Here is a 21715-nt window from a genome sequence, read left to right on the forward strand (position 1 = left end):
GCAGGCCGAGGGCAATGAAAGAGAGCATTCTCGATGTACTGCTGTACCTGTTTGAACATTATTTCAGCGAAGACGCGGACTTGGTCCGTGACCGTGACTCGCTTCAGAATGGCCTGATCCAGGCCGGCTTCAGTCCCGCAGAAATCAGCAAGGCCTTCGATTGGCTGGACGCGCTTTCCGAGCAGCGGCCCAGCGTGGCGCGCCCGCATGTCGATGGACCGGTGCGTATCTATCACGGGCCCGAGCTGGACAAGCTCGACGTGGATTGCCGCGGGTTTCTGCTGTTCCTCGAGCAACACCGCATTCTCGATGCCGACCAGCGCGAGTTGGTGCTGGACCGCGCCATGGCGCTGGACCAGGACGAACTGGATCTGGACGATCTCAAGTGGGTGGTGCTGATGGTGTTGTTCAACCAGCCCGGCGCCGAGGCGGCCTACGCCTGGATGGAAACCCAGATGTTCCTGGACGAGCCTGAACCCGTACACTGAGAACTGAAGCCGCCACGGACGTGCGTGCAGGGGAACGGGGATGCGCAGTTGGTATTACGCCGATGGCAACCGCCATCGGCACGGTCCGGTGGCCGAAGACGCCTTGCTGGGCCTGTATCGCGATCGTCTGATCGCCCTGGACACGCTGGTCTGGCGCGAGGGGCTGGACCACTGGCTGCCGCTGTCCGCCTGCGCCGACACCCTGGGCCCGCTGGTTTCCACTGACATGCATGTGGCTGCGCCGCCGCCATTGCCGCCCGCTGCGGCGCCGCTTGGCCATCCGCCCCTAGCTCCAGCGCACCCGCGCAGCCACACCACTGGCTGGCCGGTGGTTGCGGTGCTCGTCGCGGTGGTCGGCGTCTTTGTGGTGGTCGGGGTGATCGGGATCCTCGCCGCGATCGCGTTCCCGGCTTACAACGATTATCTGGGCCGCGCCAAGGTGGCCGAAGCGATTGGCGAACTGGCACCGTTAAAGCCGCAAATCGCCGAATTTCTTGCAAGCGAAGGCCGCTGCCCGGTCAATGACGACCCTGGCTTCAAGCAGCCCGAGCAGTACGCAAGCGAGCGGTTGAGCAGCGTGCGCATCGGCCGTTTCGAGACCACCGAATGCGGCATCCAAGCCGTCATCCATGCGCCCAAGTCGGCCAGAATCGACGGCAAGGCGCTGTGGCTGGATCTGGATGCGGATGCCGGCAGCTGGAACTGCAGCTCGGAAATCGACGACACCCAACTTCCGCCGGATTGCCGCGGCTGACCGCCTGCAGCACGCCAATCGCTACACCTCAAGGGGACAACATGACGCAGTGGTATTACGCCGATGCACAGCGGCAACGCCAGGGGCCGGTGGACACGGACACGCTTGCCGCGCGCCTGTCGCAGGGCATCATCGACCGCTCCAGCCTGGTCTGGCGCGAAGGCCTGCCGCAGTGGGTCGCACTGCACGAGGTCGCGGCCGAGCTGGGCCTGGACCATACGGTGTCCGCAGCCGCGCAGGCCAGCGGCCCGACGCGCGTGGATGCGCCGGTCGATGCGCCACCGCCGGCGGCCTCCCCTGCAGACAGTGCGCCGACCACCGCGTCGCCAGCGGCGACCTTGCCGATCAATGACCACGCTGCCGAGGCATCGCACGGGCCCGTGATGGTTGCCGATGCTGGCGGCGTTGCCAGTGCTGGCGATGCCCTTACCGACGGTGCCGATCGCCCTGCATCGGTCGACTCCCCGCTGCATCCGCCACGCGACCCAGCCCCATCGTCAGATCCGTCGACGTGGTCCATCGCACCGGCAGAGGCGGCGACCACGCCACTGGCCTCCGGTCCTAGCCTGAGCAAGACGCCGGACGCGACACACACGCCGGGATACGCGCCAGCAGCTGCGATCGCCCCGCTTCCCAGCGCATGGGATGCCCCGGCCCTGGCCGCGCCTGCCGCAAGCGCTGCGCTGCAGGACGGCCCTGTCGTCTACGCCGGCCTGTGGCGGCGCGTGGCCGCCAGCATCCTCGACAGCCTGATCACCACCTTTGCGGTGTACCTGATCGTGATCCCGCTGGCCTTCGTCGTGGCGCTGCTGACCACCCGGGGCGATTCCGGTTCGGCGCTGGACGACGGCAGCGCGCTCGGCATTGCGATCCTGGTGATGTCCTACGGCATCGGCCTGGCCATCCCGACGCTGTATTTCGCCTGGATGCAGTCCAGCCGGCATCAGGCCAGCCTGGGCAAGCTCGCCTGCGGCATCAAACTGGTGCGTGCAGACAGCAATGGCGCTCGGGTCGGGTTCTGGCGCAACGTGCTGCGCTACCTGGCCTACATGCTGATCAGCGTACTCACCTTGGGCATCGGCGCGATCGTGGCGGCATTCATGGCCGGCATGACCGAGCGCAAGCAGACTCCGCACGACAAGCTGTGCGACACCCTGGTGGTGGACCGCTGGGCCTTCACCGACCACCCGGAACGCCAATCCAGGGGTCTGGATACGGTCTCCATCGTGGTGCTGGCCATTTACGGGGTGATCCTGGTGCTGTCAGTGGTGGCCTTGGCCTTCGTGCTGGCAGCCATCGGAATGAGCCAGAACTAGCAGTTCGTGGCGCTGGCCGCTTGACACGGCGGCGTCCGCCGTGATCTTTCTAATAATAGAACTGAACGCCCGGGCTACTTCCCGGGCGTTAACGTGTGGGAAACGGCCGATCTGCTTCCCTCGACCGGCCAATTAGGCCACGCTACCCGCCCCCCGGGCCTTGCCCCAAGAAGTTGCCACCATGCCCAAGCACCTGCTCATCGTCGAATCGCCCGCCAAGGCCAAGACGATCAATAAATACCTCGGCAAGGACTTCACCGTCCTGGCCTCGTATGGGCACGTGCGCGACCTGGTCCCCAAGGAAGGCGCGGTCGATCCGGACAACGGCTTTGCGATGCGCTACGACCTGATCGAAAAGAACGAAAAGCATGTCGAAGCCATTGCGCGTGCGGCCAAGACCGCCGACGACATCTTTCTGGCGACCGACCCGGACCGCGAGGGCGAGGCGATCAGCTGGCACATCGCCGAGATCCTGAAAGAGCGCGGCCTGCTCAAGGACAAGCCGATGCAGCGGGTGGTGTTCACCGAGATCACCCCGCGCGCGATCAAGGAAGCGATGCTCAAGCCGCGCGCGATCGCCGCCGATCTGGTGGATGCGCAGCAGGCCCGTCGCGCGCTGGATTATCTGGTCGGCTTCAACCTGTCGCCGGTGCTGTGGCGCAAGGTGCAGCGCGGCCTGTCCGCTGGCCGCGTGCAGTCGCCGGCACTGCGCATGATCGTCGAGCGCGAAGAAGAGATCGAAGCCTTCATCGCGCGCGAATACTGGTCCATCGATGCGCATTGCCGGCATCCGTCGCAGCCGTTCAACGCGCGTCTGATCAAGCTGGACGGGCAGAAATTCGAGCAGTTCACCGTCACCGACGGCGACACCGCCGAAGCGGCGCGGCTGCGCATCCAGCAGGCCGCGCAAGGCGTGCTGCATGTCACCGACGTGGCCAGCAAGGAGCGCAAGCGCCGCCCTGCGCCGCCGTTCACCACCTCCACGCTGCAGCAGGAAGCCTCGCGCAAGCTCGGCTTCACCACCCGCAAGACCATGCAGGTGGCGCAGAAGTTGTACGAAGGCGTGGCGCTGGGCGATGAAGGCTCGGTCGGCTTGATCAGCTATATGCGTACCGACTCGGTCAACCTGTCGCAGGACGCGCTGGCGGAAATCCGCGACGTGATCGCACGCGATTTCGGCACCGCCTCGTTGCCGGACCAGCCCAACGCCTACACCACCAAATCCAAGAACGCGCAGGAAGCCCACGAAGCGGTGCGCCCGACCTCGGCGTTGCGCACACCGGCGCAGGTAGCGCGCTTTTTGTCCGACGACGAGCGCCGCCTGTACGAATTGATCTGGCGCCGCGCCGTGGCCTGCCAGATGATTCCGGCCACGCTCAACACCGTCAGCGTGGACCTGTCGGCCGGCAGCGCGCATGTGTTCCGCGCCAGCGGCACCACCGTGGTGGTACCGGGCTTTCTGGCCGTCTACGAAGAAGGCAAGGACACCAAGAGCAGCGAGGACGAGGACGAAGGCCGCAAGCTGCCGTTGATGAAGGCCGGCGACAACATCCCGCTGGACCGCATCGTCACCGACCAGCACTTCACCCAGCCGCCGCCGCGCTTCACCGAAGCGGCGCTGGTCAAGGCGCTGGAGGAATACGGCATCGGTCGTCCGTCCACCTACGCCTCGATCATCCAGACCCTGCAGTTCCGCAAGTACGTCGAGATGGAAGGCCGCAGCTTCCGCCCCACCGACGTCGGCCGTGCGGTGTCCAAGTTCCTGTCCGGGCATTTCACCCGCTACGTCGATTACGACTTCACCGCCAATCTGGAAGACGATCTGGATGCGGTGTCGCGCGGCGAAGCCGAGTGGATCCCGTTGATGGAAAAGTTCTGGGGCCCGTTCAAGGAACTGGTCGAAGACAAGAAGGACTCGCTGGACAAGACCGACGCCGGCAGCGTGCGCGTGCTGGGCGCCGACCCGGTCAGCGGCAAGGAAGTCAGCGCGCGTATCGGCCGCTTCGGCCCGATGGTGCAGATCGGCACCGTCGAAGACGAAGAAAAGCCCACTTTCGCCTCGCTGCGGCCGGGCCAGAGCATCTATTCGATCTCGATCCAAGACGCGCTGGAGCTGTTCAAGATGCCGCGCGCGCTGGGCCAGGACAAGGATCAGGATGTCAGCGTCGGCATCGGCCGCTTCGGCCCGTTCGCCCGCCGTGGCAGTGTGTACGCCTCGCTGAAGAAAGAGGACGACCCGTACACCATCGATCTGGAACGCGCGGTGTTCCTGATCGAAGAGAAGGAAGAGATCGCGCGCAATCGTGTGATCAAGGAATTCGAGGGCAGCGACATTCAGGTGCTCAACGGCCGCTTCGGCCCGTACATCAGCGATGGCAAGCTCAATGGCAAGATCCCCAAGGATCGCGAGCCGGCATCGTTGACGTTCGAAGAAGTGCAGCAGTTGCTGGCCGATACCGGCAAGCCGGTGCGCAAGGGCTTCGGTGCCAAGAAGGCCACGCTGAAGAAGAATGCGGTGAAGGATTCTGCCAAGGAAGCCAAGGACGCTGCCAAGAAGACCGCGGTCAAGAAAACCGCCACCAAAACCGCTGCAAAAAAGGCCCCGGCCAAGAAGACCGCTGCCAGGAAGGCCGCCAAGCGCGTGGTCAAGAAGGCCGTGAGCAAGACCGCAGGCTGAGAGGTACGGCATGACCCACGCACTCAGCCTGGAAAGCGCCGTCGCCGCCCTGACGCAGGGCGGCGTGATTGCCTACCCGACCGAAGCGGTGTGGGGGCTGGGTTGCGACCCGCGCCAGCAAGCGGCCGTACTGCGCCTTCTTGAAATCAAGCGGCGCCCGGTCGACAAGGGCGTGATCGTGGTGGCGTCCGGCGTGGACGTGTTGCGCGACTGGATCGATCTCGACGCGCTGGAGCCGGCCCGCCGCCAAGCCGTGCTGGCCAGCTGGCCGGGCCCGCATACCTGGATCCTGCCGGTCACCGCACAGGCGCCGCGCTGGGTCACCGGCGAGCATGACGGGCTGGCGGTGCGCATCAGCGCGCACCCGTTGGTGGCAGCGCTGTGCGCGGCCTGGGGCGCGCCGTTGGTGTCCACCAGCGCCAACCTGGCCGGTGAGCCGCCAGCACGCAGCCGCGAGGCGCTGGACCCGGCGTTGCTGGCGACGATCGACGGCGTGGTGGACGGCGAGGTAGGCGCGCTGGCGCAGCCAACCCAGATCCGCGACGCGCGCAGCGGCCAGATCCTGCGCGACTGACAGCGGCCCGATAAACGCCGGCGCCGGCACGAGGCGAACGCGGCAGGTGCTCGGATTCGGTGGGTTCCACCTCATACGCTCCGGCGTCTGCGCGTCGTCCTCGCTCACCTGACGACTGCCCGCCCACTGGCAGCAGCTCCAAGCCAGGTGACGTGTCGCCACCGACGCACCCGCAACGCCGTTCAGCCGCGCCCCCTTTGCGGCAGCCGGGCAGACGCGCACACTGCGGCCATGCGCACCGTCCTCACTCTATTGCTGCTCGCCACGGCGCTGCCTGCGTCGGCGGCCACTCCTGCGAACAAACCGGACCCGAATGTGCGGGTCTACCGCTGCGTCAGCAGCAGCGGCACCGTCGCCCTGCAGGACGCGCCGTGCAGCGGCGGCCGCCAGCAGGTCTTGGACATGCAGCGCCCGCAGGACCCACCGCCGCGTCCGGCGCGGGTGCAAGCGCCGGCAGCGGTCGCCGCACCGGCCACGCGCGAGGTCCGCATCGTCACCGTGCAACCGCCACAGCCCATGTACGAGTGCACCACCGAAGACGGCAGCCGCTACACAAGCGACAGCCCGGAAGGCAATCCGCGCTGGGTACCGACCTGGGGCCCGGCCTATGTGGGCAATGCCATTGGCGTGCCGGGCGGCGGCGGCATCCAGCGTCCGCCGATCTCGGTCAATCCGCGCCCGGCGATCTCGGTGCAGGGCGGCTCGGGACGGGGAAGCATCCGTGGCAGCGCAAGTTTCGGCGCAGAGACCTACCAAGGCGGCAACTACCAAGGGGGCTATCAGGGCGGTTACAACGGCGGCGGCTATGGCGGCACGGTGATCGTGCCGTACGGCAATGTGCAGGTCCGCGACGAATGCCATGCCCTGCCCGAACAGGAAGTCTGCGCGCGCTTGGCCGACCGCCGCTGGGAGCTGATCCGCCGCTACAACAGCGCGCTGCAGAGCGAGCGTCAGGATCTCAGCCGCGAACAACGCGGTATCGAAGCGCGCCAGCAACGCGATTGTGGCGGCGTATGAGGCGCTGGCGGCTGTCGGGCCTGATGGCGGTGAGCATGCTGGCGGTGGCTTCGGTGGCCGGCGCGCAGGAAGTGGCGATCTACCGCTGCACCGACCCGACCGGTGCGCTGACGGTGCAGAACATGCCGTGCCCGAAAGGCATGCAGCAACAGAAAAAGCTGATGACCGCACCGGCCGCAGTGCCATTCGCGCCGGGTGGAGCGGCAACCGCAGCGCCGGCACGTGCGACGCAGCCACGCGCTGCTGCGCCAACCGCCGCGCCAGCGCCTGCCGCGCCAGCAGCGACGCCCGCTACCACGCCGGTGCCGGCAGCGACCTCCACCTCGACGCTACCACCGCCGCCGCTGTTCGAATGCACTGCGCACGACAACGGACGGTACTTCACCGAAGACCGCGAGCCGGCCACGCGCTGCCTGCCGATGCAGACCACCAATCTGGCCGGCGGGCCGGCGACCGGTGGTGGTAGCGCCTGCGAAGTGGTCACCGACCGCTGCGCGCCGGTGCCGGACCAGAGCCTGTGCGAGGCCTGGCGCAAACGTGCCGAGCAGGCCGAATCCACCTGGCGCTTCTCCGACGAAGCGCAATCGGCCGAACGCAAGCAACGCTACGAGCAGATGCGCCGGGTGCTCGACGAGAGCCGCTGCGCTAATCCATCCGCTACGCCGTGATGGGAGCAACCAGCGGTCCAGTGCAGGGCAGTCAGGTTGACGGCCCTGCGTTTGCCGCGCCGGTGCGTTAAAGCCATTGGCAACCGTCAGCGATGACCGGATGCCGTGCGTGGTGCACTGAGCCGCACCATCGCTGTCGCCTGGCTTCTGCGCAGGCAGGCTAAGAGTGGGCTACACAACCTCGCGAGCGGTCGCCAGGTGGGTGCGGGCGGCGCGCTCAGAGCCGGAGTGTACGGGTGGTACATGCCAATTTCGCGCACCGACTGCGCCCGCCTGACGGCCGCGCCGTCGTTTGGTTAGCTGCTCTAAAACCCGTAGCGCAGGAATCCGCCATCCACCGCGATGCATTCGCCGGTGATGTAACTGGCGGCCGGCAGGCACAAGAACCCCACCGCCGCGGCGACTTCTTCCGGTTCGCCGATGCGGCGCATCGGCGTACGTTCGATCACCTGTTCGTAGTAATCCGGATCCGACAACGGCCCGGAGGTGCGGCGCGTGCGGATGTACCACGGCGCCACCGCGTTGACGCGGATGCCGTCTTCGGCCCATTCCACGGCCAGGTTGCGCGTCATCTGTTGCAGCGCCGCCTTGGTCATGCCGTACGGTGCGCCGCTGCGCACATGGGTGATGCCCGAGACGCTGCCGACATTGACGATCGCCGAGGCAGCGTGTTGCGCCAGCAACGGGTGCGCGTAACGCGAGAGTTCGAATGCGGAAAAGACGTTGGTTTCGAAGATGCCGCGCCATTGGTCTTCGGTGTAATCGATCGCGGCCCGGGTGAGGTTGCCACCGGCGTTGTTGATCAGCAGATGCAAGCCGTCGGCGTGGTCTTCCACCCAGTCCAGGATGGCGCGGCGTTCCTCATCGTCGGCGACATCGGCAGCCAGCCCGTGCAGCTCGCGCTCGGGAAATTCGTCGGCGAGCTCGTCGCGCGCCTGCGCCAGCGCATCGGCATCGCGCGCCACCATCAGCAGATCGGCGCCGAAGCCGAGCAATTCGCGCGCAATGGCCAGGCCAATGCCGGCACTGGCGCCGGTGATGAGGGCGGTCTGTCCATCCAGCCGCCAACGGTGCATTGTCACGTGGGTGATCCTCTTCAAGACGCTGAAAAACGGCCGCTGCAGCGCAGTTGGCGCGCATGTGTGGGCCGAGCGTTAGGATACCGCCACCCCGAGCGAGGTCACGACGATGAAGACGCATTGGATGCTTGCAGCCTGCCTGGCGGTGTCGCTGGGCGCCTGTCAGCGGCCGCAGCCCGCGCCCACCGAACAAAAACCCGAACCGCAGGCCACCGCCTTGCGCGACCACATCCAGGAACCGCTGAACAAGGCGCACGCAGTGCAGGCCGCGACCGATCAGGCCGCCGACGACCAGCGCAAGGCGATCGACGCAGCCACGCAGTAGAAACAACAACGCCGGCACATGGCCGGCGTTGTCGATACAGCAATCGCTGTCCAAGCGCGACGGGTCAGAACCCGCAGAAGCAGTACGCCAGCGACTTGACCGGCGTGCCGCCTGCCTTGCTGTCGTGCACGGCGCTTTCGACGAAGCGCAGCTGCGTGTCCACTTCCGGCAACGAGCGCGCCAGCAGTGCGCGGGCCATGCCCGAATCGCCCAGCATCCACGCGCCCATGCGGCTACCGGCAAACCCGCTCATGAACTGCGAGAACGGCGTGGCCGGCTTTTCCACATAACGCACGCGGAACTTGCCCTTGCTCAATTTCGCGCGATCGGCCGCATCGGCCACCGCTTCCTGCATGCCGCCGAACGCGTCCACCAGGCCATGCTGCTTGGCCTGCGCACCGCTCCACACGCGACCGCGCGCGACCTTGTCGATGGCCTCCACCGACTGGTGACGCGCCTGCGCCACCTTGCCGGTGAAGTCGGCGTAGCCCTTGTTGATCACCGCCTGGATGACCTGGCCGGCGGCCGGGTCCAGCGGACGGGTGATGTCGAACGCACCGGCAAAGCGCGTGGTGCCCACGCCGTCGGTGTGCACGCCGATCTTGTCCAGCGCGCGGGTCAGGTTGGGCACCATGCCGAAGATGCCGATGGAGCCGCTGATGGTCGACGGGTCGGCGTAGATGCGATCGGCATTCATGCTGATCCAGTAACCACCGGACGCGGCCAGGTCGCCCATCGACACCACCACCGGCTTGCCGGCCTGCTTGAGCGCAACCACCTCGCGGCGGATCTGTTCGGAGGCGAACACTTCGCCGCCGGGCGAATCTACCCGCAGCACCACCGCCTTCACTTCCTCGTCGTCACGCGCCTGACGCAGCAGCGCGGCAGTGGACTCGCCACCGATGCGTCCGGCCGGCTGTTCGCCACCGCTGATTTCGCCAGCTGCCACCACCACCGCAACCTGCGGGCGGCTGTCCATCGGCGAGCGCTGCGCCTGCAACTGGCTCAGGTAATCGTTGAAGCCGATATTGCGGAAGCCGCTGTCGGCATCGCTGTCGGCCACGCCGCGCTTGATCAGCAGCGCGTCGACTTCTTCGCGGGTCTTGAGCCCGTCCACCAGCTTCTGCTGCAAGGCGAACTTGGCCAGGTCGCCACCGGCGGCGGCCACGCCTTCGGGCAGCGTGTCGATACCGGCGGTGAGTTGCGCCGGGCTCAGCTTGCGCGCGGTGCCCACGTCGGCCAGATAGCGCTGCCACACATCGTTCATCCAGAACAGGTCCGCTTCCTTGGCATCGGCCGAAGCGGCGTCGAGGATGTACGGCTCGGCCGCAGACTTGTATTCGCCGACGCGGAACAGGTGCACGTCCACGCCGAGCTTGTCCTGCAGGCCTTCGCGGAAGTACTGGCGATAGCGGCCAAGGCCTTCCAGCAGCACGCTACCCATCGGATCCAGGTACACCTCGTTGGCCTGCGCGGCGAGCAGGTACTGGCCCTGGCTCATGCTCTCGCTGAAAGCCACGACCTGCTTGCCGGAGGCGCGCAACTTCTGCAGCGCGGCGGCCACTTCACGCTGCGAGGCGAACCCGGACGGCTGGAACTTGTCCAGATTCAACAGCACCCGCTCGATCTTGCGGTCCTTGCCGGCCGCCTCGATCACCCGCACCAGGTCGCGCAGCTGCACTTCTTCGGCGCTCTTGTCGCCCACCGCCTTGGCCAGCGACCGGCTCACCGGGTCGGCGCTGAACTGCTCGACCATCGTGCCTTCCGGGTTGATCACCAGCGTGGTGCGATCGGCCAGCGGTTTGGTGCCGTCGCCACGCGCGATCGCCACCACGAACAGCAGCAGCAACAGGAACAGAAAACCGAAGAACACCAGGTTGAAGATCAGGCGCCGGGTGAAATTCATCACATCCCACAGGCCGACGAAAAAGCTGGCGATGGGATTGCGACGCACGGGGTGGTTCATGGAAAGCTCCGTCGAAAGACGCTGCATACAGATCGATGGTGTCCAGCATACCGGCTGCGCAGCGCGCGCGGCATGCGCTGAAAGTCAGGGGGTCAGGCCGGCAGTCAGGCGCCGGCTGGTCTGGCGGAAGCGCAAGCCCATCAGGATCGAGGCCACGGTCAGGCCCAGAATCAGCCCGATCCACATCCCTTGCGGCCCCCAGCCCAGCCCCAGGCCGAGCCCGGCGCCGATCGGCATGCCCACACCCCAGTACGAAAACATCGCCAGGAACATCGGCACGCGGGTGTCCTTGAGCCCGCGCAGCGCACCGGCCGACAGCACCTGGATGCCATCGGGAAACTGGAACGTGGCCGCAAACAGCAGCAATCCCGACGCCAGCGCCGCCACTGCCACATCATCGGTATACACGCCGACGATGGCGTCGTGGCCCAGCAGCAAGGCGCTGGCCGAGAGCGCCTGGGTGCCCAGCACGATGGCGTAGCCGGCCCAGGCCGCACGCCGCATGCCCAGCGGGTCGCCGCGGCCCACCGCATGGCCGACGCGCACGGTGGTGGCCTCGGCCACGCCCATCGGCACCATGAAACACAGCTGCGCGACGTTGATCGCAATCTGATGCGCCGCCGCCTCGGTCGAGCCCAGCCGGCCGATCAACAACGCAGTGACGATAAACAGCCCGCCTTCCATCAGCACGGTGATGCCGATCGGCAGGCCGGTGCGCAACAGATCGCCGATGGCGCGCCAGCGCGGCCCTTCCAGATGGGTGAACAATTGCAGATGCGCAAAGCGCTGCGCGCGCCACAGATACAACGCAAACACGCTCGCCTGCACCCACATGGTGATGGCCGAGGCCATGCCCAGCCCTTCGGCACCATGCTCGGCAAAACCGAACTTGCCATAGGTCAGCGCATAGCCCAGCGGCGCCAGCACCAGCAACCCGCCGAAGCCCAGCAGCATGGTCGGCAGCGTCCAGTGCATGCCCTCGCTGAGGTAGCGCATGCAGAAGTAGAACGTCAGCGCCGGCACACCCCAGCGCACCGCATGCAGAAAGTCGGTCGCCCCCGGCACGATGTCCGGCGCAATGCCGAAGGTGGGCAGCAGCGGCGGCACCACGCTCAGGAACGCGAACATCAACGCACTCAGCCCCAGCGACAGCCACAGCGCCTGCCGGAACAGCGGCCCGATTTCGCGCTGCCGGCCAGCGCCCATCAGCTGCGAGACCGAGGCGGTCAACGAAATCAACGTGCCGATCGGCACCAACATCGGCAGCCACAGCAGCGAGGTGCCGATGGTGACTGCCGCCAGCGTGGCAGTGCCGTGGTGGCCGGCGATGACGTTGTCGACAAACCCGATCAGGCCAGTGGAGACGTGGCCGAGCACCAGCGGCAACGCAAGCAGGCCGGTGGTGCGCACTTCCGAGGCGAAGCCTGGCGTCGCGGACGGGGGTGCAGAGGAAACAGACATGAAAACCGATCGCTGCGCGGACTACGGCCGTGCCGGGAGGCGCTGGCACCGGGTCGCGTGGGCCCGCTATCTTACGCGTACTTTCCGGCTGCGGCCTTGTCGCACATTTGGGTAGAGCCTGCTGCGCGCAAGCGCGGGCGGGCAAAAAAACGCGGAGGCTGCTGCTAGCGGGCCGGCGCGGGATAACGTTGCACGCGTGCGCAGACGCCCTTCCTTCGGGACCACGCCTTCGGCAACGCGCCTTTCCCACGACCCGCCAACCGGACCTGGCTCATGTCACTGGATTCGACCGCACACCACCCCACCGCCTGCGAAAACTGTGCGGCCGCATTGCATGGCGCGTTCTGCCACGCCTGCGGGCAAAGCGCGCACCAACGCCGAAGCGCAACGACGCCTGACGCAACTGCAGGCCGATGCGCGCCCGACCAGCGCTGTGCCCACCACCGCGTCGAACAGCGACGACACGTTTGTCGCGGTGCTGGCTGACACCGGCACCTGCTTGAACCGGTGTCGCACGCGCACCCTGACGCATCAGACGCGCGCCTACCGCGGCGGCGACGTGCCGCTACCGATCAACGCGCCAGCTGGCGCTTCAACCAGGTGCTGCGCGTGGCCGGCGCTTCGGCAAGGAAGGCATCGCGCAACCCAGCGCGCTCCTGTGGCGGGGTGCGTTGTGCCAGCACCGCCAGCTGCTCCAGCTGGCCGGCATCCAGGCTGCGCAGCGCGGCCAGCATGGCGTCGCGCTGGGCGGGCGGCACGTAGCCGATCAACGGTTGCAATTGCGCATAGAACGCCCCCACCTGCGAGCCCAGGCGCCAGCCGTCGCGATGCAAACGATCCATCGCGCCGAACTGCGTACGCAACGCGCGTTGCTGATCCTCAGGCAGGGCCTGCAGACGCTCGCGTGCCTGGCGCAACACCACGCGGTCGGTGGCGGTCAGGTCCTTCCAGGCTGCGTAGCGGGCGCGCAACTCGGCCCGCTGCGCGGGTGTCAATGCCTCCCAGCGCGCGCGTTGCTGCGCAGCGCTCGGGGTTGTGTTCGGCACCACGCTCGGCGTTGCGGCAACCGGCATGGGCGCAGCCGGCGCGGCGCCGGCTTCTTCCAGCGGCGTCGGCAATGTCTGCGCGCCGGCCAGGCCGGCAAGCGCGCAGAGCAACAGGCCGCACCCCTCAGTTATTTTCGTCATCGACCGTCTCCAGCGGGGCGGAAGGCTGCTCGGCCGCGGTGGCGTGCGCGCCGGATTCGTCGGCCGGCACGGGGTGGCCGGCTGCATACCAGGCATAAAGGTCTGCAGCGCGCGCCAGCTCCAGATCCGGGTCGGCCAACATGGCCTGGTCGCGCGGGTCCAGGCCTGGCGTGGCCACGGCATCCGGCAGATCGACGGCAGGCAGGTCTTCCACCAGCACCGGCGCTGCGTCGGTCACATGCAGCACGCCGGCCGGCGCCTGCGAGACCGGTTCGGGCGGCAGCGCAGGCCGGCGGTGGGTCCACCACCAGCCCAGCACGGCCAGCAGCAGCGCCAACGCCAGCACGCCCAGTGCCATGCCGGCGTGGCGACGATCCAGCCGCGGCCACTGCCATTGCCGCCTGGGGCGGACGCGTGCGGCGGTTGCGCGGGGCGGCGTCGGGGCGGCCTCGGCCGGCACAGCGGGCTGCAGCGGCATCCCGGCCAGGGCCGAATCGCGCAACTGGCTGAGCCGGGTCAATTGCGACGCAGTGAGGTCGCGCAGCTCCAGCTGCACCGCCTCGGCCAGGACCCGCCAGGCCTGCGCATCCGGGTTACCGGCGGCATCGCGCGGGCAGGCGCGCGCCAGCGACTGACGATAGGCCGCCGTCTCGACACCCTGCACCTCGCTGGCCGCATCCTCTTCCAGCCCGGCCACGATCCGCAGCAGCAGCGCCAGGCGGTCGGCGGTCTGCATCCGGCCCAACGCAGTGAACGGGGGCAGCCAGGTGCCGGGCATCGGTTCGCGCCGCAGCGGTGGCGCGGTGGCGAGCAAGCTCCAGAAGCGCATCGGCCAACCGGCCATCGGCCGACCTGCCGCCTGGCTGCTGAAGGCGCGCAAGGCGGCTGCCAGGGCGCGCTCGGCGGTGGCCACGTCACCGCATTGCAACTGTGCGAGTACCAGACCCCGGCGTTCGACACCGCGCAGGAAGGCTGACAGCGCGGCAGGGGTCACGGGGGCGTCGGGAACTACGGTCATGAGAACTCCAGCATCGGCCGGCATGATACCGACGCGATTGCCCCCCGCCGATGGCTTGACAGATCGGCCCGGCCCCGCTCCACCTTCACGCCGGCCGCAGCTGTTGCCGCCGCGGGTTGTGCACAGCGGCAGACATACCGATACGCAGGCGTCTGTCAACAGTTGTTTTTTCTTTGTTGCAATCGTGTTTCACGCCTAAGTGATTGAAAATAATAGCCTTATGGATGTTGGCTAAAAAATGTCCAAGAGGTTGCAGAGGCTAGTGAATCCACCGTCATGGCGTGGAGCACGAGACTAATTCACAGGTTTATCCACAGGCAATGTGGATAAACCCGTTTCCTTAACCCTCACATAGGTTTACGTCGGATTTATCACTTTCGTCACAGAAACGCGGCGACCGCGCCGGCGCCGATTTGGGCCGATTCGGGGTCCGCTGCCGGCCGCTGGACAGGGTCGGTAGACTGGTCGGATGTCTTCGCCCATCGCCACCCTGCGCGTCGCCTTGCCGGTGCCGCTGCCTCAGCTGTTCGACTACCTGCCCCCGGCCGGTGCGCCGCTGACTGACCCGGACCGGGTCGGCTGCCGGGTGCGGGTGCCGTTCGGGCCGCGCGAGCTGGTCGGGGTGGTAGTGGAGATCGGGCAGCTGCCCGCGGCCGACGGTCTGCGCCCGGCACTGGCCTGGTGCGATCAGGCGCCGCTGCTGGTGGATGAACTGGCCCGCTCGCTGCAATGGCTGGCCCGCTACACCCACGCCCCGCTCGGCGAGGCCCAGGCCGGCGCCCTGCCCGGACCCTTGCGCCGCGGCGAGGCGTTGGCCGACACCCATGCCTGGGCCTGGCAGCTCACCGAAGCCGGCCGTACCAGTGCTGCCAGCCTGCGTGCGGGCAGCCGCCCTGCGCTGCTGGCAGCGTTACTGCTCACCGGCGCAGTGTGCGAAGAGCAGCTGGACCCGCTGCTGCCGCAGTGGCGCGAAGCCGCGCGCAGCCTGGCCAAGCGCGACTACGCCGAACGCGTGGCGGTGCCGGCCGACACGATTGCGCCGCGCCCCGGCAGCGGCCCGCAGCTCAACGACGAACAACAGGCCGCCGCCGCCGCGATCCGCGCGCACAGCGGCTTTGCCACCTACCTGCTCGATGGCGTGACCGGCAGCGGCAAGACCGAGGTCTACCTGCAGGCGATCGCCGACTGCCTGGCCGCCGGCAAGCAGGCGCTGGTGCTGGTGCCGGAGATCGGCCTGACCCCGCAGACGCTGAGCCGTTTCCGCGCGCGCCTGGGGGTGCCGGTGCACGCGCTGCACTCGGGGCTCTCCGATGGCGAACGCGCGCGGGTCTGGGCCGCAGCCTGGCGCGGCGAGGCCAAGCTGATCGTCGGCACCCGCTCGGCGGTGTTTACCCCGCTACCCAACGCCGGCCTGATCGTGATCGACGAAGAACATGACGGCAGCTATAAGCAGCAGGACGGCATCCGCTATCACGCGCGCGATTTCGCCCTGGTGCGCGGCAAGGCGCTGGATGTCCCGGTAATCCTGGGTAGCGCCACCCCGTCGCTGGAAAGCCTGCACAACGCCTACTCCGGCCGCTACCAGCATCTGCGCCTGTCGCGGCGTGCCGGCGAAGCGCGCCCGCCACGCGTGCGCGTGCTCGACGTGCGCAAGCGCCCGCTCAAGGACGGCCTGTCGCCGGAGGTGCTGGCCGGTATCGGCGCCACGCTGGCGCGCGGCGAGCAGGTGCTGGTGTTCAAGAACCGCCGTGGCTACGCACCGGTGCTGCTGTGCCACGACTGCGGCTGGACCGCGGCCTGCCAGCGCTGCAGCACACCGCTGCACCAGACCCCGATGACCGTGCATGCCGGCGGCCGACGCCTGCAATGCCACCACTGTGGCGCGCGCCAACCCGCACCGCTGGCCTGCCCGGCCTGCGCCAGCCTGGCGCTGCAGCCACAGGGCATCGGCACCGAGCGGCTGGAAGAGCGCCTGACCGAGGCCTTCCCGGACTTCCCGGTGGTGCGCATCGACCGCAGCACCACCCAGCGCCGCGACGCACTGGAAACCCAGCTTGCCCGGCTCGGCAGCGAGGCCGGCATCCTGGTAGGCACGCAGATCCTGGCCAAGGGCCACGACCTGCCACGGCTGACCATGGTGGTGGTGGTCGGCATCGACGAAGGCCTGTTCTCGGCCGACTTCCGCGCTGCCGAAAAACTCTCCCAGCAGCTGATCCAGGTCGCCGGGCGCGCCGGTCGTGCCGACCGCCCGGGCGAAGTCTGGCTGCAGACCCATCACCCCGAACACCCCTTGCTGCAGACCCTGGTCAACGGCGGCTACCACGCCTTTGCCGATGCCGAACTGCAGCAGCGCGAAGCGGCCGGATTTCCGCCCTTCGCGCACCTGGCCCTGTTCCGTGCCGAAGCCAAGGATGTGGCCGCGGCCAATCAATTTCTGATGGCAGTGCGTGGTTTGACCAGCGCCGACAGCAGTACGCAATCGCCGGCGTTTGCCGCAGTGGAATGCTATGGCCCGATGCCGGCGCCGATGCCGCGCCGCGCCGGTTTCCAGCGCACCCAGCTGTTGTTGTCGGCGCAACAGCGCTCGGCGCTGCATCGACTGCTCGATGCGCAACTGCCAGCCGTCTACGCGTTGCCACAGGCGCGCCGCGTGCGCTGGTCGCTGGATGTGGATCCGATCGATCTGTATTAGTGCAGGCATATCGCACACGGAGCCGACGCCAGACTCACGGTTTGCACGGTGTGTTCACGTTTTGCAGGAGCGCGCTTGCGCGCGATGCGGCGTTACCGGCAATGCCCTCGCGCACAAGTGCGCTGCTACAAACACGTTAGGCCAACAGACCGCGCGATGTGCGAGGCCCACTTCCTTGCAAGCAGCGTTCGAGGTCGGCGGCGGCGCATGGCGCCTGCAATGCATCACGCCGGCCTGAGCGCTGACCTGAAACTCAGGTCAGCGCCGTCATCACCCCAAGCTGGTACGCCGGCCGCGCGCGCAGGCGTGCGTACCAGGCGTGCAGATGCGGCAACTCGGGCCGCTCGATCGGCATTTCAAACCAGGCGTAGATAAAGCTGCCCAGCGGAATATCGCCCATGGCAAAGCGCTCGCCGGACAGATATGGCTGCTGTGCCAATGCCGCATCGGCGCGTGCCAGCAGTTCGCCCGATTGCGTCAGTGCCGCGGCGATACGTGTGGCATCGCGCGCGGCCTCCGGTGTGCGCACAACGCCCCAGAACAAATCGCGAAACACGCCGGCAAACGTCGATGTAGTCCAGTCCATCCAGCGGTCGCCCAGCGCGCGCTCGGCCGGTGATTGCGGGTACAACGCCGGCGCGTACTGCGCAGCCAGGTAGCGCACGATCGCATTGGATTCCCACAGCACCAGCGCGCCGTCCTGCAAGGTCGGCACCACGCCATTTGGGTTCAATGCGCGATACGCCGGCGTGTCGTTACCACCGAATGCACCGCCCACCTCGATCGAGGTGTAGGCCACGCCGGCTTCTTCCGCGCACCACAACACCTTGCGCACATTGCTGGAATTCCGCCGCCCCCAAATCGTGATGGCGGGCATCGCTGCAGCGGGCACGTTTGCGTTCTGCGTCATGCTCAGCTCCCTGCTGCAGGTTTGGCTGGCGCGCGCGCCGGGCGCTTGGCAGCCGCAGCCGCCGGTTGCGCCGTCGCAGCGGCGGGCTGCGTCGGTTTGCTGCGCCCACCCTTGGGGGTATCGCGCACCCACAATGCCTGCTCGTCCTGCTTGATTTCGAACAGGCCGATCGCGCGCACCAGATCGCTGAGCTTGCGATAGCCGTAGTTGCGTGGATCGAACGAGGCCTGGTTGGCCACCTGCTTGCCGACTGCGCTCAGCAACGCCCAGCCATCGTCTTCGCAGGCGCTGACGATGGCATTGCGCAGCATCTGCACCAGCCGCGTATCGCTGCGCAATGCAGTGGCGTCCTTGCGGCCAGCAGCGCTGTCGCTGGCGGCCGCAGCCTGCTCGCCGAGCGCTTCGACATAGGTGAACTTGGAGCATGCATTGACGAACGGTGCCGGGGTTTTCTTCTCGCCGAAGCCATACACCTTCATGCCGTCGGTCAGCAGGCGCATCACCAGTGGGGTGAAATCGGCATCGCTGGAGACGATCGCAAAGCCGTCCAGATTGCGTGCGTACAACAGGTCCATCGCATCGATCACCATCGCCATGTCCGAAGCGTTTTTGCCGGAACTGTAGGCAAATTGCTGGATCGGCCGGATCGCGTAATCGTGCAACGCTGCCTCCCAGCCTTTCAGGTGCGGGCTCTTCCAGTTGCCGTAGGCACGGCGCACATTGGCCACGCCGTAGCGCGCCACTTCCGCCAGTACCACGTCGATCTTGCCGGCCGGCGCGTTGTCGGCGTCGATCAGCAGCGCGATCCGTTTGTCGGGATGATCGATCATGCTCATTGCTCCAGTGGCTCGACAGATTCGGCAGATTCGGTCTTGATGTCGGTGTCGGTGTCGGTGTCGGTGTCCATCTGACTCTCATCGAGGTCGTCCTCGGCCGGCAAGGTGTACTCGGTGCCATCGCGCAAGGTGAGCACGCCCGTGCTCAGGATCTCGCGTTCGGCGCCGGCACTGACCCAGCTGGCATGCACGCGCCCGCTGCCGCGGTCGCCTTCCACATTGAACACGAACTCATCGCCCCCCGGCGCCAGACCGGTGCGATACAGATCCACCCGCATGTCGCGGATTTGCCCGATATGTTCCTGCACCACGGCATCGGCCTGCAGCGCGCTGCGCGCCTGGTCGGCAAACAGCGACCAGCCGGTCGCCATCAGCCAGACCAGTGCACCGAGTACCAGCATCCCCCACAGCACCACACACGTCGCCACGCCAATCAACCCGATCGCGACACCGCTGAGTGGCTTTTTGACCATAGGCGCGAGCGCGGCCAGCGGCGCCACGGCTGGCGATGCACTGGGCGATACGGACGGCAACGGCGGCAGAGGGGGCGGGAGCGACGACATGCGGTGACCGGGGCGGGAGATGCGACATGATGCCGCAGGCGAGCCGCGCTCACGCGGCGTGTTCATTGCCGATGCGGCATGCTGTCGAGCCCGCGTCGCAATCCATCGGACTTTACGATGACCTCTTCCCCCTCCCTAGCTCCGCTGCATCTTGTTGTGGTTGGCGGCGGCTTCGCCGGCTTGTGGGCGACCCGCGCGCTCGACGACCCCAACATCCGCATCACCCTGATCGACCGTCAAAACCACCACCTGTTCCAGCCGCTGCTGTACCAGGTTGCCACCGCCGGCCTGTCGGCGCCGGACATCGCCGCGCCGCTGCGGCACATCCTGCGCGAGCAACGCAATGTCGAAGTACTGCTCGGCGATGTCACCGATATCGCGCCGGGCCGCCGCGAAGTGGTCCTGGCCGACGGCAACACGCTCGGCTACGACATGCTGCTGCTGGCCACCGGCGCCACCCATGCCTATTTCGGCAACGACCAGTGGGCCGAGCACGCGCCGGGCCTGAAAACGCTGTACGACGCGCTGGTGCTGCGGCGCAAATTGCTGCTGGCTTTCGAACGTGCAGAAGCCGAATCCGATCCCGCCGCACGTGCCGCCTGGCTGAGCTTTGCGGTGGTCGGCGGCGGTCCCACCGGCGTGGAACTGGCCGGCACCCTGGCCGAGATCGCCCGCCACACGCTCAAGAACGAGTTCCGCCATATCGACCCGCAGCAGGCGCGCGTGCGCCTGGTCGAAGCCGGCCCACGCGTGCTGCCCTCGTTTCCGGAGGATCTCACTTACAAGGCGCGCAAGCAGCTGGAGCGGCTGGGCGTGGAAGTGCACACCGGTACGCCGGTCACCCATATCGATGCGCTGGGCTATCAGCTCGGCGAGACCTTCGTGCCAGCGCGCACCGTGGTGTGGGCCGCAGGCGTGGCTGCCTCGCCGCTGGCGCGCACGCTGGGCGTGCCCCTGGATCGCGCCGGCCGCGTGCTGGTGGAGGCGGACCTGAGCGTGCCCGGCCACCCGGAAATCTTCGTCGGCGGCGACCTGGCGTCGGTGCAGCAGGGCGGTCGCGCGGTCCCAGGGGTAGCGCCGGCGGCCAAGCAGATGGGCAAGCACATCGCCAAGGCGATCCGCGCGCGTCAGCGCGGTCAGGCGACAGCCGCGTTCCGGTATCAGGACTTCGGCAACCTGGCCACGATCGGCCGCATGGCCGCCATCGTACATGTGGGCAAACTCAAGCTCTCCGGCATCGTCGCCTGGTGGTTCTGGCTGGCCGCGCACGTGTACTTCCTGATCGGCTTCCGCAACCGTTTCGTGGTGCTGGTGAACTGGGCGATGGCCTACTGGAGCTACCAGCGCGCCGCACGCATCATCTTCGGCGGCGCCACCGACGACCCGCCGCCCAACAGCAAGGACGGATGACAGCGCCACAGGCCGTGCGCGATGCTGTGCAGCCTGATTCAACGGCCTGATCGTGGCAACTGTCCTGTTCGTGCTGGATCTGCTCGGCACCTTCGTATTCGCCCTGAGCGGTGCGACCGTGGCAGTGCGCAACCGCCTGGATCTGTTCGGCGTGCTGGTGCTTTCCTGCGCGGCGGCAGTGTCCGGCGGCATCGTGCGCGATGTGCTGATCGGCGCCACCCCGCCGGCTGCGCTGGTGCAGCCGCAGTATTTGCTGGTCGCCTGCCTGGCCGGCGTTGCCGGGTTTTACTGGCACGCAGCGGTGGAGCGGCTGCGCAACCCGGTGCAGATTTTCGACGCGGCCGGGCTGGCGCTGTTTGCGGTCTACGGCACCAGCAAGGCGCTGGACTATCACCTCAGCCCGTTGAGCGCGACATTGCTGGGCATGCTCAGCGGCATCGGCGGCGGCATCGCGCGCGATCTGCTGGTCGCACGCACATCGGTGGTCTTGCAGGCCGAACTGTATGCCGTTGCCGCACTCGCCGGCGGCGGCCTGGTCGCGATCGGGCACGTGCTCGACCTACCGCAGGCCTGGTCATTGGCGACCGGCGCCGGCGTGTGTTTCGGCCTGCGCTTCATGGCCATCCGCTACGGCTGGCATCTGCCGGTGGCGCGCCTGCCGGAATAGCGCGCGCGGGCGCAGCGTGTGGTCGATCATCGGCGAACGAATACGATGAACACCCACGCATCTTCGGACTCGACGCAGCACCGGCCCCCCACATGCAAACGGCCCGG

At 67.5% G+C, this 21715-nt stretch carries 19 protein-coding genes, 1 other RNA gene and 1 pseudogene; 12 read left to right on the top strand and 9 right to left on the bottom strand.

The features are described from left to right. Positions 1-14 precede the first annotated feature (14 nt). The 7 genes from M3O59_RS18520 (at position 15) to M3O59_RS18550 (ending at position 7494) form a co-directional block, all read left to right on the top strand. Entirely contained in the window at positions 15-488 is a 474-nt protein-coding gene (locus M3O59_RS18520) for a DUF494 family protein (protein ID WP_003484452.1), read from the top strand. Between the two features lie 40 nt (positions 489-528). Continuing rightward, a complete protein-coding gene (locus tag M3O59_RS18525; protein ID WP_116905615.1) occupies positions 529-1242 on the top strand; it encodes a pilin in 714 nt (237 codons plus the stop codon). Between the two features lie 41 nt (positions 1243-1283). Continuing rightward, on the top strand, positions 1284-2558 hold the full coding sequence (locus M3O59_RS18530) for an RDD family protein (protein WP_116905616.1): 1275 nt from the start codon (positions 1284-1286) through the stop codon (positions 2556-2558). 181 nt (positions 2559-2739) lie between these two features. Beyond that, a complete protein-coding gene (locus M3O59_RS18535) occupies positions 2740-5235 on the top strand; it encodes a DNA topoisomerase I (RefSeq protein WP_064629686.1) in 2496 nt (831 codons plus the stop codon). 10 nt (positions 5236-5245) lie between these two features. Continuing rightward, entirely contained in the window at positions 5246-5809 is a 564-nt protein-coding gene (locus M3O59_RS18540) for a Sua5/YciO/YrdC/YwlC family protein (RefSeq protein ID WP_116905617.1), read from the top strand. 231 nt (positions 5810-6040) lie between these two features. Then, positions 6041-6826, top strand: a complete 786-nt coding sequence (locus tag M3O59_RS18545) for a DUF4124 domain-containing protein (protein ID WP_116905618.1) — start codon at positions 6041-6043, stop codon at positions 6824-6826. 23 nt (positions 6827-6849) lie between these two features. Continuing rightward, on the top strand, positions 6850-7494 hold the full coding sequence (locus M3O59_RS18550; protein ID WP_181920524.1) for a DUF4124 domain-containing protein: 645 nt from the start codon (positions 6850-6852) through the stop codon (positions 7492-7494). A gap of 169 nt (positions 7495-7663) precedes the next feature. Here M3O59_RS18550 and M3O59_RS18555 read toward each other — a convergent pair. Next, positions 7664-7739, bottom strand: a non-coding RNA gene (locus M3O59_RS18555) — sX9 sRNA. Between the two features lie 60 nt (positions 7740-7799). Then, a complete protein-coding gene (locus tag M3O59_RS18560) occupies positions 7800-8576 on the bottom strand; it encodes an SDR family oxidoreductase (RefSeq protein ID WP_064629679.1) in 777 nt (258 codons plus the stop codon). 106 nt (positions 8577-8682) lie between these two features. Between M3O59_RS18560 and M3O59_RS18565 the strand changes: the two genes are divergently transcribed. Further along, positions 8683-8898 carry a hypothetical protein gene (locus tag M3O59_RS18565; RefSeq protein WP_064629677.1) on the top strand — a complete coding sequence of 72 codons (216 nt, stop codon included), beginning with the start codon at positions 8683-8685 and terminating at the stop codon, positions 8896-8898. A gap of 64 nt (positions 8899-8962) precedes the next feature. Here M3O59_RS18565 and sppA read toward each other — a convergent pair whose 3' ends face one another. Together sppA and M3O59_RS18575 are read right to left on the bottom strand one after the other, a co-directional pair. Continuing rightward, positions 8963-10864, bottom strand: coding sequence for a signal peptide peptidase SppA (sppA, locus tag M3O59_RS18570; protein WP_116905619.1), 1902 nt, complete (start codon positions 10862-10864; stop codon positions 8963-8965). 84 nt (positions 10865-10948) lie between these two features. Continuing rightward, positions 10949-12325: an MATE family efflux transporter gene (locus M3O59_RS18575; protein WP_116905620.1), complete on the bottom strand. Its 1377-nt coding sequence runs from the start codon at positions 12323-12325 to the stop codon at positions 10949-10951. A gap of 188 nt (positions 12326-12513) precedes the next feature. On the opposite strand from M3O59_RS18575, the pseudogene M3O59_RS18580 reads away from it, so the two are divergent. Then, positions 12514-12697: pseudogene (locus tag M3O59_RS18580) on the top strand (DUF3667 domain-containing protein); the annotation flags it as partial. Between the two features lie 200 nt (positions 12698-12897). On the opposite strand, the gene M3O59_RS18585 reads toward M3O59_RS18580, so the two are convergent. Together M3O59_RS18585 and M3O59_RS18590 are read right to left on the bottom strand one after the other, a co-directional pair. Then, positions 12898-13512: a DUF3106 domain-containing protein gene (locus M3O59_RS18585; RefSeq protein ID WP_064629671.1), complete on the bottom strand. Its 615-nt coding sequence runs from the start codon at positions 13510-13512 to the stop codon at positions 12898-12900. Next, positions 13496-14530 carry a hypothetical protein gene (locus tag M3O59_RS18590; protein ID WP_116905621.1) on the bottom strand — a complete coding sequence of 345 codons (1035 nt, stop codon included), beginning with the start codon at positions 14528-14530 and terminating at the stop codon, positions 13496-13498. Before M3O59_RS18590 ends, M3O59_RS18585 begins: the two co-directional genes overlap by 17 nt. A 469-nt stretch (positions 14531-14999) precedes the next feature. Between M3O59_RS18590 and M3O59_RS18595 the strand changes: the two genes are divergently transcribed. Then, positions 15000-17222 carry a primosomal protein N' gene (locus M3O59_RS18595; protein ID WP_116905622.1) on the top strand — a complete coding sequence of 741 codons (2223 nt, stop codon included), beginning with the start codon at positions 15000-15002 and terminating at the stop codon, positions 17220-17222. A 253-nt stretch (positions 17223-17475) separates the two neighbouring features. Here M3O59_RS18595 and M3O59_RS18600 read toward each other — a convergent pair whose 3' ends face one another. Genes M3O59_RS18600 through M3O59_RS18610 form a run of 3 tightly spaced genes read right to left on the bottom strand, consistent with a single transcriptional unit; the run spans position 17476 to position 19531 of the window. Then, on the bottom strand, positions 17476-18099 hold the full coding sequence (locus tag M3O59_RS18600) for a glutathione S-transferase family protein (RefSeq protein WP_275655038.1): 624 nt from the start codon (positions 18097-18099) through the stop codon (positions 17476-17478). A gap of 35 nt (positions 18100-18134) precedes the next feature. Then, positions 18135-18968 carry an NYN domain-containing protein gene (locus tag M3O59_RS18605; RefSeq protein ID WP_147308477.1) on the bottom strand — a complete coding sequence of 278 codons (834 nt, stop codon included), beginning with the start codon at positions 18966-18968 and terminating at the stop codon, positions 18135-18137. Further along, positions 18965-19531 (bottom strand): hypothetical protein, encoded by a 567-nt coding sequence (locus tag M3O59_RS18610; RefSeq protein ID WP_116905624.1) that lies wholly within the window; start codon positions 19529-19531, stop codon positions 18965-18967. Before M3O59_RS18610 ends, M3O59_RS18605 begins: the two co-directional genes overlap by 4 nt. 117 nt (positions 19532-19648) lie before the next feature. Between M3O59_RS18610 and M3O59_RS18615 the strand changes: the two genes are divergently transcribed. Beyond that, positions 19649-20941 (top strand): NAD(P)/FAD-dependent oxidoreductase, encoded by a 1293-nt coding sequence (locus M3O59_RS18615; RefSeq protein ID WP_116905664.1) that lies wholly within the window; start codon positions 19649-19651, stop codon positions 20939-20941. Positions 20942-20993: 52 nt separating this feature from the next. Further along, positions 20994-21608 (top strand): trimeric intracellular cation channel family protein, encoded by a 615-nt coding sequence (locus M3O59_RS18620; RefSeq protein WP_116905625.1) that lies wholly within the window; start codon positions 20994-20996, stop codon positions 21606-21608. Positions 21609-21715 lie beyond the last annotated feature (107 nt).

Source organism: Xanthomonas nasturtii (genome assembly GCF_023337365.3).
GTDB lineage: Bacteria > Pseudomonadota > Gammaproteobacteria > Xanthomonadales > Xanthomonadaceae > Xanthomonas > Xanthomonas nasturtii.